The following is a 14,854-nucleotide window of genomic DNA, read 5'->3' as shown; positions in this document are numbered from 1 at the left end:
CCGGGCACGGACGGCCGGGCGCCATCAACGCCGCCGGGCACGGACGGCCGGGCGCCATCAACGCGGCCGGGCACGGACGGCCGGGTCCTGCGGCGCGGTCGAGGTCAGTGGGTCAGTGGAAGAAGTGGCGAGTGCCGGTGAAGTACAGGGTGACGCCGGCCTTCTCGGCCGCCTCGATGACCTCGGCGTCACGTACCGACCCGCCGGGCTCCACGATCGCCCGTACGCCGGCCTCCGCCAGCACCTCCAGCCCGTCCGGGAAGGGGAAGAACGCGTCGGAGGCGGCGACGGAGCCGGAGACGCGCTCGCCGGCCCTGGTGACGGCGAGGCGGCAGGAGTCGACGCGGTTGACCTGACCCATGCCGACGCCCACGGTGGCGCCGCCGCTGGCGAGGAGGATGGCGTTGGACTTGACCGAGCGGCAGGCCCGCCAGGCGAACTCGAGGTCGGCGAGCACCTCGGGCGAGGCGGGTTCGCCGGTCTTGAGCTCCCACTGGGCGGCGGAGTCGCCGGGGGCGTCGACGCGGTCGGTGGTCTGGACGAGCAGGCCGCCGTCGATGCGGCGGAACTCGGTGGCGTTGGCGGGGCCTTCGGGGCAGCGCAGCAGGCGGAGGTTCTTCTTGCCGCGCAGCACCTCCAGGGCTTCGGCGTCGAAGTCGGGCGCGATGACGACCTCGGTGAAGACGTCGACGATCTGCCTGGCCAGCTCTTCGGTGACGGGCCGGTTGACGGCGATGACGCCGCCGAAGGCGGAGACGGGGTCGCAGGCGTGCGCTTTGCGGTGGGCCTCGGCGACGTCGGCGCCGATGGCGATGCCGCACGGGTTCTGGTGCTTGATGATGGCGACGCAGGGGTCGGAGAAGTCCCACGCGGCCCGCCAGGCGGCGTCGGCGTCGAGGTAGTTGTTGTAGGACATCTCCTTGCCGTGCAGCTGCTCGGCGCTCGCGAGCCCGCCTTCGCCCGCGGTGTAGAGGGCGGCGCGCTGGTGCGGGTTCTCGCCGTAGCGGAGGGTGGCCTTGCGCTCGTACGCCGCCCCGGTGAAGGCCGGGAGCTCCTCCCCGCCCACGTACGTGCCGGCGAACCAGTTGGCCACGGCCACGTCGTAGGAGGCGGTGTGGGCGTAGGCGATGCCGGCGAGGCGGCGCCGCTCGGTGAGCGTGAAGCCGCCCGCGTCGAGCGCGTTGCGGACCTCACCGTAGTAGGAGGGGTCGACGACGACGGCGCAGGTGTTGTGGTTCTTGGCCGCGCCGCGGATCATCGCGGGCCCGCCGATGTCGATCTGCTCGACGCACTCGGCGTCGGACGCGCCGGAGGCCACCGTCTGCTGGAACGGGTAGAGGTTGACGACGACGAGCTGGAACGGGTCGATCTCCAGCTCTTCGAGCTGGGCGACGTGGTGAGGCTTGCTGACGTCGGCGAGCAGCCCGGCGTGCACGCGCGGGTGCAGGGTCTTGACCCGCCCGTCGAGGCACTCGGGGAACCCGGTGAGCTGCTCCACCTTCGTCACGGGGATGCCGTAGGAGGAGATCGCGGCGGCGGTGCCCCCGGTCGAGACGATCTCCACCCCGGCAGCGTCGAGGGCTCTGGCCAGCTCTTCGAGCCCGGACTTGTCGTATACGGCGATCAACGCGCGCCGGATGGCGATGCGAGTCACGTGGTTTCCCCTCCTGTGTGGTTGCCGATGCGGACCATACGTCCGCTGACCGTCCAGCCCTCGCGGGCCATCCGGCCGACGGTTTCGACGAGCAGGCGCCGCTCGACCTGCTTGATGCGTTCGTGCAGGACCGCCTCGTCGTCGCCGGGAAGCACGGGCACGGCCGCCTGCGCCACGATGGGCCCGGTGTCGACGCCCTCGTCGGCGAGCATCACCGTGCAACCGGTGATCTTGACGCCGTACGCGAGCGCGTCGCGCACGCCGTGGGCTCCGGGGAACGACGGCAGCAGCGCCGGGTGGGTGTTGAGCACGGGGAACGCGTCGAGGGTGGGCGCGCCCAAGATCTTCATGAAGCCGGCGGACACGACGAGGTCGGGTTCGTACGCGGCGATGCGGGCCGCGATCGCGCGATCCCACTCTTCGCGCGTCGCGTAATCGCCCAATTTTTCGACAAAAGTCGGGACTTGTGCCCGTTCGGCCCTGGCCAGCCCTTCTATGCCATCCCTGTCCGCGCCTACCGCGACCACGCGGGCGCCGTACGACGGATCGGCGGAAGCGTCCAGCAGGGCCTGTAGGTTGGTTCCAGAGCCGGAGACGAGGACGACGAGCCGCCCAGCCTTAGACACGCACACTCCAAGTGAGGAAACAGGGTGGGGGTCACAGGGTATCTGTTCAACGTCCGGCGACGCAGAGGAGGTCAGGTGTCGACACCGGTGAGGGCACCGGCAGGCCAGCAGCCCGCGGAGTCAGCGGGCCGCCGAGCGATCTGGTTGTCCATCGCAGCGCTGGCCATGACGTTCATGTTGCCCCTCGCGGGCCTGGTCATGGCGTTGTTCGCGCTGATGGCGGGGATCCGGGCGCTGCCGTTGCTCAAGAGCGAGGGCAAGCCCACGGGCGTGGCGGTGGGCGGCATCACCGTCTCCTCGCTCGCGCTGGTGCTGTCGGCCATGGCCACGGCCATGCAGCTTTATCTCGCGGACGAATACGCCGCCTACCAGGAGTGCATGAAGGGCGCCGGTACGGTGGCAGCGCAGGGCGAGTGCTTCGCCGAGTTCAAGGAGGCGGCGCAGCGCAAGCTTCCCGCCGACGTCCTGCAGATGCTCGGAGCGATGCAGCCCTGACCCGATGCGGCCGTCGCGCGCGCTCCCGGGCCATCTTCCCCGCATCCGGCTCGATCGTCACGACCTCGTCACGGGTGCCGGTCACCGACACCTCGAGCGCGCGGCCGTGACGGCGGTTTTCCGCGGCTCCAGCCGTCGCGCGCTCCCGGACGGAGCGGCCGTGACGGCGGCCCTTCGCGGTCCCAGCAGTCGCGCGCGCTAGTCGCGATCCCAGGCGTACGGGTCGACGTAGATCACGTGACCTCCCTTGTCGTCCGACTCGTCCACGATGTCCTTGCGCGGTGGCCGTGGCCCCGACGGGTCGGGCCCTGCGGGCCGCGGCCTGGCCTGGGCCAGCGTCTCGGCCTCCGCCGAGGCGTGCTCGTCCTGCCAGTCGTCCCTGATGACGGGGATCTCCTGGGTGTCGGCCTCGGTGGCGTCGAGCCAGTGACCGGGCAGCGGGCGCGGGTCGCTCTCGGCGAGCCCGACCTTGCTCGCCGCCCTGGCCAGCGCGGCACCGGCCTTGCGTACGGGAGCCGCGGCCTTGTCCAGCGGCTTCCTGGCCCGCTTGTTGAGCAGCAGCAGGTTCGTCACGCCGGCGGAGATGCCGGCCGCCACGCCGACCTCCAGCGCCACCGACAGCGCCACCTCCCAGGGCGACGGCCCGACCGTGGCCAGCCGCGCGCCGCCGATCGGCCCGCCCGACAGGGCCGCGAGCACCCCGGCCGCGAGCCCGCTGGTGATGCCGGTGAGGAACCCCCACAGCGGCGCCGCCTCGTACGACGGGGAAGGCGAGATGCGGGCCACCATCACGCCCGCCACCGCGCCCGCCGCGAACGGCACCGCGATCACCGCCATCATCCACGCGGGCACGGGACCGCTCTCGGGCAGCGCGCCCAGCATCGGCAGGCTGGGCACGGTGCCGAGCTCCACGCCGGTGGGCGCGACCAGGGTGTCCGCGCCGATCGCGAACCCGGGCCCGGCGATGTAGGAGAACGCCCAGATGACGGCGTTCAGCAGGTAGAGCAGCTGGAGCAGGATGAGCAGCAGCCCGCCGACGAACCCCGGCGAGAGCACCTCGGACAGCTGCCTGACCTGGCCGAAGTTGAGCACGAGTGCGAGCAGCACCAGGGCGAGCCCGGCGACCAGCTGCACCGCCGTGGCGACCGCCGTGCCGACGGTCAGGGCGCGCACGCGCTCGGGCAGCAGCCGCAGCATGACCCGCCACGGCCCGATCATCCTGGCCGTGGCCAGCGAACCGGCCAGGAACGCCAGCAGGAAGTGGCTGAGCAGCGCCTCGCCGATGAACGGCTGGGTGATCTCGTTTCTGGCCACGAGCGCGATCAGGCCGGCCAGCATCGCGTACGGGGCCGCGAGCGACACCCCCGCCTGCACGACGAGCACGAGCTGGGCCCGGCGCCGCGCGGTCGCCTGCTCCTTGGGGCTGTTCTTGGGCAGCCGGGCGGGCAGGCGCAGCCGCAGGTCGGCGTCGCGGGCCATCCACCGCGCCGCGCGGTAGAGCAGCATGGCGGGCAGGATCACCAGGCCGAGCGGCAGCAGGCCGACGCGGCCGCCGGGGATCGCGAAGCCCGCGTGGTGCGCGGCCAGCCAGAGCTGCGCCGCCGTGCGGAAGACTCCGGGCAGCCCGGCGCCCAGCGTGCCGCGCGGCGCGGCTATCCAGCCGACGAGCGTGAGCGTGGTGAGCACGGCGAGGCCGACACCGAGGGTGCAGGCGGCGGCCAGCATTCCCGACACCGGCAGCGGCCGCCGCGTCTCGTCGTCGTCGCTCGGGGCTCCGGGGAGCTTGCCGAGTACTGACCGGGGGGCAGTACGCAACTGGTCGAGGATCGCCGTCACAGTAGGCGATTTTCTCAATCTTTCCCGACCGAAGCTTGGTTGACGCGCCGGGCGTCGCCTTGTTCTGTCGTCGTTCTGCCGTCGTTCTGCCGTCGTTCTGCCGGCTCTTCGGACACCGGCTCTTCGGACACCGGCGCGGGCGCGGGAAGGCCCCGGACACGCGAAGGGCTTCGCATGGCGGCATACCACGCGAAGCCCTGCGGGAAACGATCAGCGAGCCTGCATGATCTCGCGCATGAGGCGGGCCGTCTCGGAGGGGGTCTTGCCGACGCGGACGCCGACCTTCTCCAGCGCCTCCTTCTTGGCCTGGGCGGTGCCGGCCGAGCCGGACACGATGGCGCCCGCGTGGCCCATCGTCTTGCCCTCGGGGGCGGTGAAGCCCGCGACGTAGGCGACGACCGGCTTGGTGACGTGCTGCTCGATGTAGGCGGCGGCACGCTCCTCGGCGTCACCGCCGATCTCACCGATCATGACGATCGCGTCGGTGTCCGGGTCCTCCTGGAACGCCTGCAGCGCGTCGATGTGGGTGGTGCCGATGACCGGGTCACCGCCGATGCCGACCGCCGTGGAGAAGCCGAAGTCGCGCAGCTCGTACATGAGCTGGTAGGTGAGCGTGCCGGACTTCGAGACCAGGCCGATGCGGCCGGACGTGGTGATGTCGGCGGGGATGATGCCGGCGTTGGACTTGCCGGGCGAGGCGATGCCGGGGCAGTTGGGGCCGATGATGCGGGTCTTGTTGCCCTTGGCCACCGCGTACGCCCAGAACTCCGTCGAGTCGTGCACCGGCACGCCCTCGGTGATCACCACGCAGAGCGGGATCTCGGCGTCGATGGCCTCCTTCACCGCGTCCTTGGTGAACTTCGGCGGCACGAACACGACCGACACGTCGGCGCCGGTCTGCTCGATGGCCTCCTTGACCGTGCCGAACACGGGCAGGCCCTCGTGGACGGTGCCGGCCTTGCGGGCGTTCACGCCGCCCACGACCTTGGCGCCCGAGGCGAGCATGCGGCGGGTGTGCTTGGTGCCCTCGCCACCGGTCATGCCCTGAACGATGATCTTGCTGTTCTCCGTCAACCAGATGGCCATGGGTCACGCACCTACCGCAGCGAGCTGGGCGGCGCGCTTGGCCGCCTCGTCCATCGTGTCAACCAGCTCGACGCCGGGAAGCGCGGCGTCGGCCAGGATCTGCCGCCCGAGCTGGGCGTTGTTGCCGTCGAGCCGCACCACCAGCGGGCGGGTCACGGCCTCGCCGCGGCTCTCCAGCAGCTTGAACGCCGCGACGATGCCGTTGGCGACGGCGTCGCAGGCGGTGATGCCGCCGAAGACGTTCACGAAGATCGACTTCACGTCGGGGTCGGAGAGGATGATCTCCAGGCCGGCCGCCATGACCTCGGCGGACGCGCCACCGCCGATGTCGAGGAAGTTCGCGGGCCGCGGCTTGCCGGGGAACTCCTCACCGGCGTAGGCCACCACGTCGAGCGTGGACATGACCAGACCGGCGCCGTTGCCGATGATGCCGACGCTGCCGTCGAGCTTGACGTAGTTGAGGTCCTTCTCCTTGGCCCTGGCCTCGAGCGGGTCCTCGGCGGCCTTGTCGGCGAGCGCCTCGTGGTCGGGCTGGCGGAACGCGGCGTTGTCGTCGAGGGTGACCTTGCCGTCGAGCGCCTTCACCTGGCCGTCGGCCGACAGGATCATCGGGTTGACCTCGACCAGCGTGGCGTCCTCGTCGACGAAGCAGCACCAGAGCTTCTCGATGAGCTCGGCGGCGCCTTCGATGGCCTTCTCCGGCAGGCCGCCGGCGACCGCGATCTCGCGGGCCTTGGCGCGGTCGACACCGGTCAGCGCCGAGACGGGGACCTTGGCGACCTTCTCCGGCGTGGTGTGCGCGACCTCTTCGATGTCCATACCGCCCGAGGCCGAGCAGATGGCGAGGAAGGTGCGGTTGGCCCGGTCGAGCAGGAACGAGAAGTAGTATTCCTCGGCGATGTCGCTGGCCTCTTCGACCAGGACCTTGTGGACCGTGTGGCCCTTGATGTCCATGCCCAGGATCGCCTGGGCCTTGGCCACGGCGTCGGCGGCGTCGTCGGCCACCTTCACACCGCCGGCCTTGCCCCGGCCGCCGGTCTTGACCTGGGCCTTGACGACAACGCGGCCGGTCAGCTGCTCGGCCGCCGACCGCACCTCCTCCACGTTGTGGGCGACGATGCCGCGTGGCACCGGGATGCCGTAGTCAGCGAAGAGCTCCTTCGCCTGATGTTCGAACAGGTCCACGAGGGTCCGTCCTTGCTTATCCGACTGATGTTCGACGGCCCGGGCATCTGCGCTGATGGTCGCGTTCGCTTCGCCGTGCGCGGCTTCGTTCCTCGCTCTGCTCTGTCACGGCGAGCTCCTACGCTCAGGGGTCGTGCCGGGCGTTTCCGCCAGTGAAGCCTAGCCCGAAGCTTGACCTGCCCAGGTCATCGGGTCGCGGTTCTTCCGGTATGTGACGGTGATCTCACTTCTTCAGGACGGGCGTCAGATCTCAATTCCATCATTGAGCTGACATAAGGCACGGCGCTCGATATATCGTCGTGATCTTCCAATGTCAGGCTTGCTCGCCGCTCTTGCCTTTAAATGCTGAAGGAAACTCTATGAAGCGAATTATCGCGGGTCTGGCGCTGGCGTCTGCGACCGCGCTCGTGACCGCAACGCCCGCGCAGGCCGCGCCCGCGGACCCCGTGAAGGCGCTGAAGAAGCAGTTCGCCGCCGGTAAGGGCGTGCGGATCTCCGAGTCCGCCGTCAACAAGGTCACGGGTTCGAAGGCCGGCGCGCCCGTCACCACGAAGGGCGTCCTCGGTTTCGGTAAGTCCGGGGTCGTATCGGCGGACCTGCGTACCGGAGGGAAAGGCGCGGGCCTTCTCAGTTCGCTGCCGCCGCACACGATCACCGTCGGTAAATACACGTACGCGCAGGGCGGGTTGTTCAGCGAGCAGCTCCCCGACGGCAAGAAGTGGGTGCGCTACCCGAGCAGCGGCGCTCCGCGCACCGGCAACCAGCCGCTGGACATCTTCCGGCCCAACGTGCTCAAGGAGCTCGTGACCTCGGCCAAGAGCTTCAAGGGCGGCTCGTACCGGGGAGCCATCACCTTCGGACGGCTCGCCAAGCTCTACGGCGAGAAGCTCGACAAGAAGTACGGCAAGGTCGCCATCAAGTACGTGCTCGACGTCAACTCCAAGGGCCTGGTCAGCCGGCTCCGCACCGAGTACTCGCTGGACTTCGGCCTGCTCGGCAAGACCACGTCCACCGTGAGCACCCGCTACACCGGCTGGGGCGGCAAGGTCACCGTCAAGGCCCCGCCGACGGACCAGGTCATCGACTACACCGAGCTCGGCGAGGACAGCGGCGTACCGGAGGAGCTCCCCGACGGCTCGCTGGACTCGCTCAAGCCGGTCGAGTGACCACCCCGGGACCCGCCCACCGCGGGCCCCGGCCCCGCCCGACCGCCTCATGGCACCGGCCACCGGCCGGTAGCACCGTCGGCCCGAGGCGCGTACCGACCTGAGACGCCTGCCGACCCGGGGCCCGTGCCGACCTGAGGCCCCTACCGCCCCGAAGTTCGTGCCGGCCCGGGGCGCGTTGCGGGCCGGGGCGAGGATCGCCTCACTCTGACGCGGCCTCCGCGGGGTCGGGGAGGCGGGCGGGGCGGAGGGCGGACCATTGGAGCGAGTGGCGGATGCCGTCCTCCAGCGAGTAGCGGGCCCGCCACCCCAGCAGCTCGCGGGCCCGGTCGCTGCGGGTGTAGGCGCCGGCCACGTCGCCGGGTCGCGCGGGCGCGTCGACGGTCTCGATCGGCCGGTCCGCCACCCGGTTGAAGGCCTCCACCAGCTCGCGGACGGTGGTGCCCGAGCCGGTGCCGAGGTTGATCGCGTCGGTCTCCAGCGCGTCGAACCGCCGCAGCGCCGCCACGTGGGCCTCGGCGAGGTCCCAGACGTGGATGTAGTCGCGGATGCCGGTGCCGTCGCGGGTGGGGTAGCGGGTGCCGGTGATCTGGAACGGCACTCCTTCCTCGTACGCCTCGATCATCTTGCCCAGCGCGTGGCTGGGCCGGCGGAGCTGCAGGCCGGTGCGCATGCGCGGGTCGGCGCCGACGGGGTTGAAGTAGCGCAACGACAGGATCTTGATGGGCCGGCTCGCGGCGATGTCGGCGAACATGCCCTCGCAGACCGCTTTCGTCCGCGCGTAGGGGCTCTGCGGGGCGAGCGGCGACTCCTCGGTCACCGTGTGGTCGTCGCCCGCCTGGTAGATCGACGCCGACGAGCTGAAGATCATGCGCGTGCATCCGTTGCGGATGAGGTGTTCGACGAGATCGAGGCTCTTGGCGACGTTGGCGCGGTAGTAGCCGATGGGGTCGGACACGGAGTCGGGGACGACGATGAGCGCGGCGCAGTGGACGACGGCCGCGATGTCGGGATGCTCGGCGAAGATCTTGTCGATGAGCGGCCCGTCGCTGATGTCCCCCTCGTAGAACGCCCGCCCCTCGGTGAACTCCCGCCGTCCCGTGACGAGGTTGTCGAGGATCACGGGGTCGATCCCCGCATCGAGGCACGCCGAGGCGATCGTGCTCCCGATGTAACCGGCTCCGCCGGTGATCAGTACGCGCATGCCTGAACCCTAGCCAGGCCCGCGAGCACCGCGAGCCACCCTGTGGACAACGCTCCCGGCCCTGTGGAAAACCGGGGTTCCTTTGCCTTCGCGGTATGGCTTAGTGAGCTTCGGCGTGCGACATTTCGAGATATGGGCAGGGATGTGCCGGTCGTCGTGTTCAGCAGGGACGACCGCCGGCAATACCGGGAGAAGGTGCACCGCTGCCTCGACGTGCTGGCCACGATGCTGCGCGAGTCCCGCTTCGCGTTCGAACACCCGCTCGCCGGCCTGGAGATCGAGCTGAACATCGTGGACGCGCGAGGCGAGGCCGCCATGCGCAACGCCGACGTGCTCGCCGCCATCGCCCGGCCGGACTGGGCCACCGAGCTGGGGCAGTTCAACGTCGAGATCAACATCGAGCCCCAGGACCTGGCGGGCGACGGCGCCCTGCGCCTGGAGAACGACGTGCGGGCCCGGCTCAACCACGCAGAAAACCGGGCGCGTTCCGTGGGCGCGCACCTCGTACTGGTCGGAATCCTGCCCACGCTGCGCGAACAGGACATCGGCGAGGGCACGCTCTCGGCGAACCCCCGCTACCGCCTGCTCAACGAGCAGATCTTCGCCGCCAGGGGCGAGGACCTGCACCTGCTCATCGAGGGCGTCGAACGGCTCGACACGCACGCCGACAGCCTCGCCCCCGAGGCCGCGTGCACCAGCGTCCAGCTGCACCTCCAGGTCAGCCCCGACATGTTCGCCGCCTACTGGAACGCCGCCCAGGCCATCGCGGGCGCCCAGGTGGCGGTCGCGGCGAACTCGCCGTACCTGTTCGGCAAGGAGCTGCACAGGGAGACCAGGATCGCGCTGTTCGAGCAGGCGACGGACACGCGGCCGACGGAGCTGAAGGCGCAGGGCGTACGGCCGCGGGTGTGGTTCGGCGAACGGTGGATCACCAGCGTCTTCGACCTGTTCGAGGAGAACGTCAGCTACTACCCCGCACTGCTGCCCCTGTGCGCCGACGAGGACCCGCGCACCGAGCTGGAGCAGGGCCGCATCCCCGAGCTGCACGAGCTGACCCTGCACAACGGCACCATCTACCGCTGGAACCGTCCGGTGTACGCGGTCGTTGACGGAGTACCGCATCTGCGCGTGGAGAACCGCGTACTGCCCGCCGGGCCCTCCGTGGCCGACATCGCGGCCAACGCGGCGTTCTACTACGGGCTGATGCGGGTGCTGCCGTACGACGAGCGTCCGGTGTGGAGCCGGATGTCGTTCCAGGCGGCGGCGGACAATCTGGCCGCGGCTGCGCGATACGGTCTTGACGCGCGGCTGTACTGGCCGGGAGTGGGCGAGGTGCCGGCCGCCGAACTGATCTTGCGGCGGCTGCTGCCGCTGGCGCGTGAAGGGCTTGCCGAGTGGGGTGTGGACGGGGTCGTGGCGGACCGGTTGCTGGGGATCATCGAGGGGCGGTGCCTGACGGGGCGTACGGGGGCGAGCTGGCAGGTGGAGCAGGTGCGCGCGCGGGGCGGCGACAGGCACGCGGCGCTGCGGGCCATGACCTTGGAGTACATCGAACGCATGCACGCCAACGAACCCGTGCACACGTGGGACGTGTGAGGCCCATGGGGCGCGCGCTGGTCGCCGCCGTCCTGACGCTGGTGCTGGTCGCCGTCTCCGGCTGCGGGGTGATCCGGCGGCCGTCCATGGACCGGGCGGGGGACGACACGTTCGAGGGGGACGTACGGACGGCGCGGACGCTGACGGAGCAGTTCTGGCGGGCACAGTTCGAGGCGTCCGGACGGATTTATCGGCCTATCGCTGACTTCATCCCGTATTCGGGGCGGTTCGGGCCGAGTTGCGGTGACGAGCCGGCCGTTCCCAACAACGCCTTCTACTGCCCGATCGGGCACTTCATCGCGTTCGACCAGGACTGGCTGGAGTCCTTGTGGAGCGAAATGGGGGACGGATCCGTTTATGTCATCATCCCGCATGAGTTCGGGCATGCCGTTCAGGCGCAGCTTCGCACCGGCTTCGAACTGAACATCCAGATGGAGCTGCAGGCCGACTGCTACGCCGGCGCCACCCTGGCCGGCCTGGTCAACTCCGGCAGCCTGATCGCCGAGGAGGGGGACGATGACGAACTGCTCCTCAGCCTCGCCGCGGCCGGCGACCCCACGGACGACTGGCTCGACCCCTCCGCCCACGGGACGGCCGAGCAGCGGCAGGCGTCGTTCGCCACCGGCTACCAGAAGGGCGTTGGCGCCTGCTGACCACCAGGTCCGGCACCTTTGACCCCACGGCCTGCAGCCTGCCGGCTCCCGAGCCCGAGGCCTGCCGGCCACCACGCCCCATGACCTGCCGCCCCCATGACCCGAGGCCCGCCGATCCTCCACGAGCCCGGCCCGCCAGCCCCCACAGCCCGAAGCCTCTTGCCACCACAGCCCCGAGGCCCGCCAACGCCCACGACCCGAGACCCGCCGATCCCCACAGCCCGAGGCGTGCCGGCCACCACGGTCTGGGACGTGACCGGGACGCGTCACCGCCTGGTCGTACACCACAGTTCAACCCACAGGATGATGCCGCCGATCTTCCTTTGGGCCTACCGTTGCTGCATGCCACTGCAGGAGATCGGCTGGTTGCGCAGGGGGGCGTGCCGCACCAGCGACCCTGACCTCTTCTTCCCCCTCGCCCCCACCCCGACGCAGGAGGCCCAGGCCAAGGCGATCTGCGCCGGCTGCCAGGTGCTGGAGGAGTGCCGCGCGTACGCATTAGACGCCGGAGAGGCGGAGGGCATCTGGGGCGGCCTCACCCCGGCTGAACGCCGCCGCACCCGCCTCGCCCGCTCCACCGCCTCCTGACCCGGCGGTTGTGAAACCGTACCCGCGGCCCGTGGCTCGGGACGGCGACACCGTCGCGACCAACGCCCGGCACGTGACCTCCGCCTGGGCGACCCGTCGACTCAAGCATCCGCGCCCTCCCGAGCCGCCCCAGAGCCTGCCCGGCCGCCTGGCGCAGTGCGCAACCATCGCGCCCTGCTCGGCGTCTCCGCGCCCCAGGCAGCCCAGGTGAACGCGGATGCCTGCGCAAAGGCGAGCTCCGACGCAACGGCTGTCCAGGGCGCGAGTCCGCAACGGCTGTCCAGGGCGCGAGTCGATCGACCGGGGCGTGAGGTGACCCACCGCGGTCCGGGAGCGACCAGGGCACTGGGACCGCACGAAGCTCGCCTGGCCATGTCTCGCGTGGCCACGTAAAGCACGCGCAGCGGTGCGGGACCCTGAGGGCCGTACAGGACGTGACCGGAGGGCGACCCCAAGACACGGAGCCCGGCGAAACACACAACCGTGCGGGACCCGGAGAACCGTACAGGGCGTGGGGCGGGGCGGGGACGTAGCCTGCAAGGGTGCTGCTTCGCTCCTTGGCCGTGCTGGCCGCCGCCAACGTGCTCAACAACAGGGTCGCCCCGCGCCTCGGGCCCCTGACGTCGACGGTCGCCACCGGCGCGCTGGTGGCCATGGCGCGCAGGTCCGGGCTGACGTGGGAGGAGATCGGGTTCGAGCACGGGCGACGGGGAGCGGTCGCCGGGAGCGTGCTGGCGGCGGCGGTGGCCGCGGTGTACACCGTGGGCGTCGCGTCGCCGCGTACCAGGACGCTCTTCCGCGACGAGCGGGCGCTGTCGTTGTCGCGCGCCCGGGTCGTCGAGGAGGCGCTGCTTCAGGTTCCTCTCGGGACAGTGCTGCTGGAGGAGGTGGGTTTCCGAGGGGCGCTGTACGGCGTGCTGCGCAAGCGCCACGGCACGCTCGCCGCCACGGCCGCTTCCTCCGGGCTGTTCGGGCTGTGGCACATCCTGCCGTCCATCGACATGGCCAGGGCCAACCCGACACTGGGCGCGCTGACAGCCGGGGAGCCGCCGGGCCGGCTCGACGTGGCCCGGGTGGTCGCGGGCAGCGTCGTCTCCACGGCGGCCGCCGGGGTGCTCTTCTGCGAGCTGCGCCGGCGCCGGGGGCTCCTCACCCCCGCCATGCTCCACCTGGCCACGAACTCCCTCGGCTACCTCTTCGCCCGCGTCTCCGCCGCGCTCCCCACCCGCGACGGCCGGTCGTCGCCCGTCCCGGCTCGGTCCGTCCCAGAAGGCCCTCCGGCGTAGGGCCGGTCAGCGGGCCGCCCGACGTTCCCCACCGGCCGATGTGCAGGGCAGCCAGGCCGTTTTCACCGCTCGGCGCGTTTCCACCGCCCGGTGTGGAAGGCAGCCGGGCCCTCCCCTCACCGCTCGGTGCGGAGGGCTGCAATGCCCCCTCTTCACCGCTCGGTGTGGAGGGCCGACGCACCCCTCCCAACGCTCCACACGAAAGGCCGACGCACCCCCTCCCCACCGCTCGGTGTGGAGGGCCGACGCACCCCTCCCAACGCTCCACACGAAAGGCCGACGCACCCGTCCCCACAACTCGGCGTGGAGGGCCGACGCATCCCCTCACCACCGCCCGACGCGAAAGGCCGGCACGCCCCCTCCCAACGCCCCACACGGAAGGCAGGCGCACCCCCTCTCCACCGCCCGAGGCGCAGGACCAGCACCCCCTTCCACCGCCGGTGTGCATCGAGGGCGGGGGTGCGCTGGGGATTCGGGGTCAGGCGGTGGGGACTACCTGGAAACCTTCGGCGTAGTGGTCGGGGCCGAAGCCGGCCTGTTCGGCCCACGCCGCGAAGCGGCTCCTCACGGAGTCGGCGAAGCCCTCGACGTGGGCGACCTGGCTCACGTGAGACTGCAGGGCCGCGAGCTTGCGCTCCATGGTGGCGGTGATGTCCACCCAGTGGTCGGGGGCGGGCCCGCCGGTGAGCCAGACCTCTCGTACGGTCCACGCCTCCAGGCCTTCGTCCTTGAGCAGCTCGGGGAACGCGTACGGGTTGCGCGCGTCGGGGTAGACGGCGTCGAGGGCGGCGCCGCCGACGGCGCGGTGGTCGGGGTGGCTGGGGGCGATGAACGTGTAGTTGCGGTCGGGGTGGTGGGTGATGACCAGGTCGGGTCTGACCTCGCGGATGACGCGGGCGATGTCGCGGCGGAGCTCCAGCGTGGGGGTCACCCGCCCGTCGGGGTAACCGAGGAAGCGTACGTCGGTCACGCCCACGGCCTTGGCGGCGGCGAGCTGTTCGGAGCGGCGAAGCTGCGCCATGCCGGAGTTGTCGAGCGTGCGCTCGTTGCCGCCCGCATCGCCGTCGGTGACCAGCAGGTACGTGACCTGCACCCCCCGTTCGACGAACCGCGCCACCGTGCCCGCCGCGCCGAAGTCGACGTCGTCGGGGTGCGCGGTCACCGTGAGCACGCGGTCGATCTCGGTTTCAGCCAGCATGGTCCCTCTTTCCTGACTCACACGGGGGTTTCCTGACTCGCACAGGGCCCTGACTCGCACAGGGCCCTGACTCGCACAGGGTCCTGAAGGCGTACAGGGTCCTGGCTCGCACAGGGTCCTGAAGGCGCACAGGTCCTGACTCACTCAGGGTCCTGAACGCGCGCAGGTCCTGGCTCGCACAGGGTCCTGGCTCACCTCAGAGTTTCTGACCGCCTCGGGGGCCGACCGGAGGGCCCGTCGCCGGCATCCGGGCGCCTTTTGTCGGTGAAGCGTCTTACCCT

At 70.9% G+C, this 14,854-nt stretch carries 13 protein-coding genes; 6 read left to right on the top strand and 7 right to left on the bottom strand.

What is annotated here, in order from left to right:
- Nucleotides 1-112 precede the first annotated feature (112 nt).
- Together purH and purN are read right to left on the bottom strand one after the other, a co-directional pair.
- The gene (purH, locus tag ACGFIM_RS21570) at nt 113-1,654 is read right to left on the bottom strand and encodes a bifunctional phosphoribosylaminoimidazolecarboxamide formyltransferase/IMP cyclohydrolase (protein WP_393202839.1); all 1,542 of its coding nucleotides are present in this window, start codon (nt 1,652-1,654) and stop codon (nt 113-115) included.
- The gene (gene purN / locus ACGFIM_RS21565; RefSeq protein WP_393202837.1) at nt 1,651-2,280 is read right to left on the bottom strand and encodes a phosphoribosylglycinamide formyltransferase; all 630 of its coding nucleotides are present in this window, start codon (nt 2,278-2,280) and stop codon (nt 1,651-1,653) included. Before purN ends, purH begins: the two co-directional genes overlap by 4 nt.
- Before the next feature lie 144 nt (nt 2,281-2,424).
- Between purN and ACGFIM_RS21560 the strand changes: the two genes are divergently transcribed.
- The gene (locus ACGFIM_RS21560; protein ID WP_393202835.1) at nt 2,425-2,775 is read left to right on the top strand and encodes a hypothetical protein; all 351 of its coding nucleotides are present in this window, start codon (nt 2,425-2,427) and stop codon (nt 2,773-2,775) included.
- A 198-nt stretch (nt 2,776-2,973) separates the two neighbouring features.
- Here ACGFIM_RS21560 and ACGFIM_RS21555 read toward each other — a convergent pair whose 3' ends face one another.
- From ACGFIM_RS21555 to sucC, 3 genes are all read right to left on the bottom strand, one after another.
- Nucleotides 2,974-4,590, bottom strand: a complete 1,617-nt coding sequence (locus ACGFIM_RS21555; protein ID WP_393202833.1) for a DUF6350 family protein — start codon at nt 4,588-4,590, stop codon at nt 2,974-2,976.
- A gap of 231 nt (nt 4,591-4,821) precedes the next feature.
- Nucleotides 4,822-5,697 carry a succinate--CoA ligase subunit alpha gene (gene sucD, locus ACGFIM_RS21550; protein WP_393202831.1) on the bottom strand — a complete coding sequence of 292 codons (876 nt, stop codon included), beginning with the start codon at nt 5,695-5,697 and terminating at the stop codon, nt 4,822-4,824.
- A 3-nt stretch (nt 5,698-5,700) separates the two neighbouring features.
- Nucleotides 5,701-6,882 (bottom strand): ADP-forming succinate--CoA ligase subunit beta, encoded by a 1,182-nt coding sequence (gene sucC / locus ACGFIM_RS21545; protein WP_393202830.1) that lies wholly within the window; start codon nt 6,880-6,882, stop codon nt 5,701-5,703.
- Between the two features lie 359 nt (nt 6,883-7,241).
- Here sucC and ACGFIM_RS21540 point away from each other — a divergent pair, with 359 nt between their 5' ends.
- The gene (locus tag ACGFIM_RS21540) at nt 7,242-8,048 is read left to right on the top strand and encodes a hypothetical protein (RefSeq protein ID WP_393202828.1); all 807 of its coding nucleotides are present in this window, start codon (nt 7,242-7,244) and stop codon (nt 8,046-8,048) included.
- Between the two features lie 202 nt (nt 8,049-8,250).
- Here the strand turns inward: ACGFIM_RS21540 and galE are convergent, their stop codons facing one another.
- Nucleotides 8,251-9,252 carry a UDP-glucose 4-epimerase GalE gene (gene galE / locus ACGFIM_RS21535; protein ID WP_393202826.1) on the bottom strand — a complete coding sequence of 334 codons (1,002 nt, stop codon included), beginning with the start codon at nt 9,250-9,252 and terminating at the stop codon, nt 8,251-8,253.
- Nucleotides 9,253-9,384: 132 nt separating this feature from the next.
- Here galE and ACGFIM_RS21530 point away from each other — a divergent pair, with 132 nt between their 5' ends.
- The 4 genes from ACGFIM_RS21530 to ACGFIM_RS21515 all read left to right on the top strand — a co-directional run bounded on the left by ACGFIM_RS21530 (nt 9,385) and on the right by ACGFIM_RS21515 (nt 13,375).
- The gene (locus tag ACGFIM_RS21530; protein WP_393202824.1) at nt 9,385-10,848 is read left to right on the top strand and encodes a glutamate--cysteine ligase; all 1,464 of its coding nucleotides are present in this window, start codon (nt 9,385-9,387) and stop codon (nt 10,846-10,848) included.
- Between the two features lie 5 nt (nt 10,849-10,853).
- A complete protein-coding gene (locus tag ACGFIM_RS21525; RefSeq protein WP_393202822.1) occupies nt 10,854-11,501 on the top strand; it encodes a neutral zinc metallopeptidase in 648 nt (215 codons plus the stop codon).
- 342 nt (nt 11,502-11,843) lie between these two features.
- Complete coding sequence (locus ACGFIM_RS21520) at nt 11,844-12,089, top strand: WhiB family transcriptional regulator (RefSeq protein WP_393202820.1); 246 nt, start codon at nt 11,844-11,846, stop codon at nt 12,087-12,089.
- 542 nt (nt 12,090-12,631) lie between these two features.
- Nucleotides 12,632-13,375: a CPBP family intramembrane glutamic endopeptidase gene (locus ACGFIM_RS21515; protein WP_393202818.1), complete on the top strand. Its 744-nt coding sequence runs from the start codon at nt 12,632-12,634 to the stop codon at nt 13,373-13,375.
- Between the two features lie 478 nt (nt 13,376-13,853).
- On the opposite strand, the gene ACGFIM_RS21510 is transcribed toward ACGFIM_RS21515, so the two are convergent.
- Nucleotides 13,854-14,573: a PIG-L deacetylase family protein gene (locus ACGFIM_RS21510; RefSeq protein WP_393202816.1), complete on the bottom strand. Its 720-nt coding sequence runs from the start codon at nt 14,571-14,573 to the stop codon at nt 13,854-13,856.
- Between the last annotated feature and the right edge of the window lie 281 nt (nt 14,574-14,854).

The sequence above is a fragment of the Nonomuraea sp. NPDC049309 genome, from assembly GCF_043196965.1.
Classification (GTDB): domain Bacteria; phylum Actinomycetota; class Actinomycetes; order Streptosporangiales; family Streptosporangiaceae; genus Nonomuraea; species Nonomuraea fastidiosa.
This window is presented reverse-complemented; position numbering and strand designations above follow the sequence as displayed.

Coding starts and splice junctions, on each gene's coding strand:
- sucD (WP_393202831.1), bottom strand. CDS start 5,697: ATGGCCATCTGGTTGACGGAGAACAGCAAGATCATCGTTCAGGGCATG.
- ACGFIM_RS21540 (WP_393202828.1), top strand. CDS start 7,242: ATGAAGCGAATTATCGCGGGTCTGGCGCTGGCGTCTGCGACCGCGCTC.
- galE (WP_393202826.1), bottom strand. CDS start 9,252: ATGCGCGTACTGATCACCGGCGGAGCCGGTTACATCGGGAGCACGATC.
- ACGFIM_RS21530 (WP_393202824.1), top strand. CDS start 9,385: ATGGGCAGGGATGTGCCGGTCGTCGTGTTCAGCAGGGACGACCGCCGG.
- ACGFIM_RS21525 (WP_393202822.1), top strand. CDS start 10,854: ATGGGGCGCGCGCTGGTCGCCGCCGTCCTGACGCTGGTGCTGGTCGCC.
- ACGFIM_RS21520 (WP_393202820.1), top strand. CDS start 11,844: ATGCCACTGCAGGAGATCGGCTGGTTGCGCAGGGGGGCGTGCCGCACC.
- ACGFIM_RS21510 (WP_393202816.1), bottom strand. CDS start 14,573: ATGCTGGCTGAAACCGAGATCGACCGCGTGCTCACGGTGACCGCGCAC.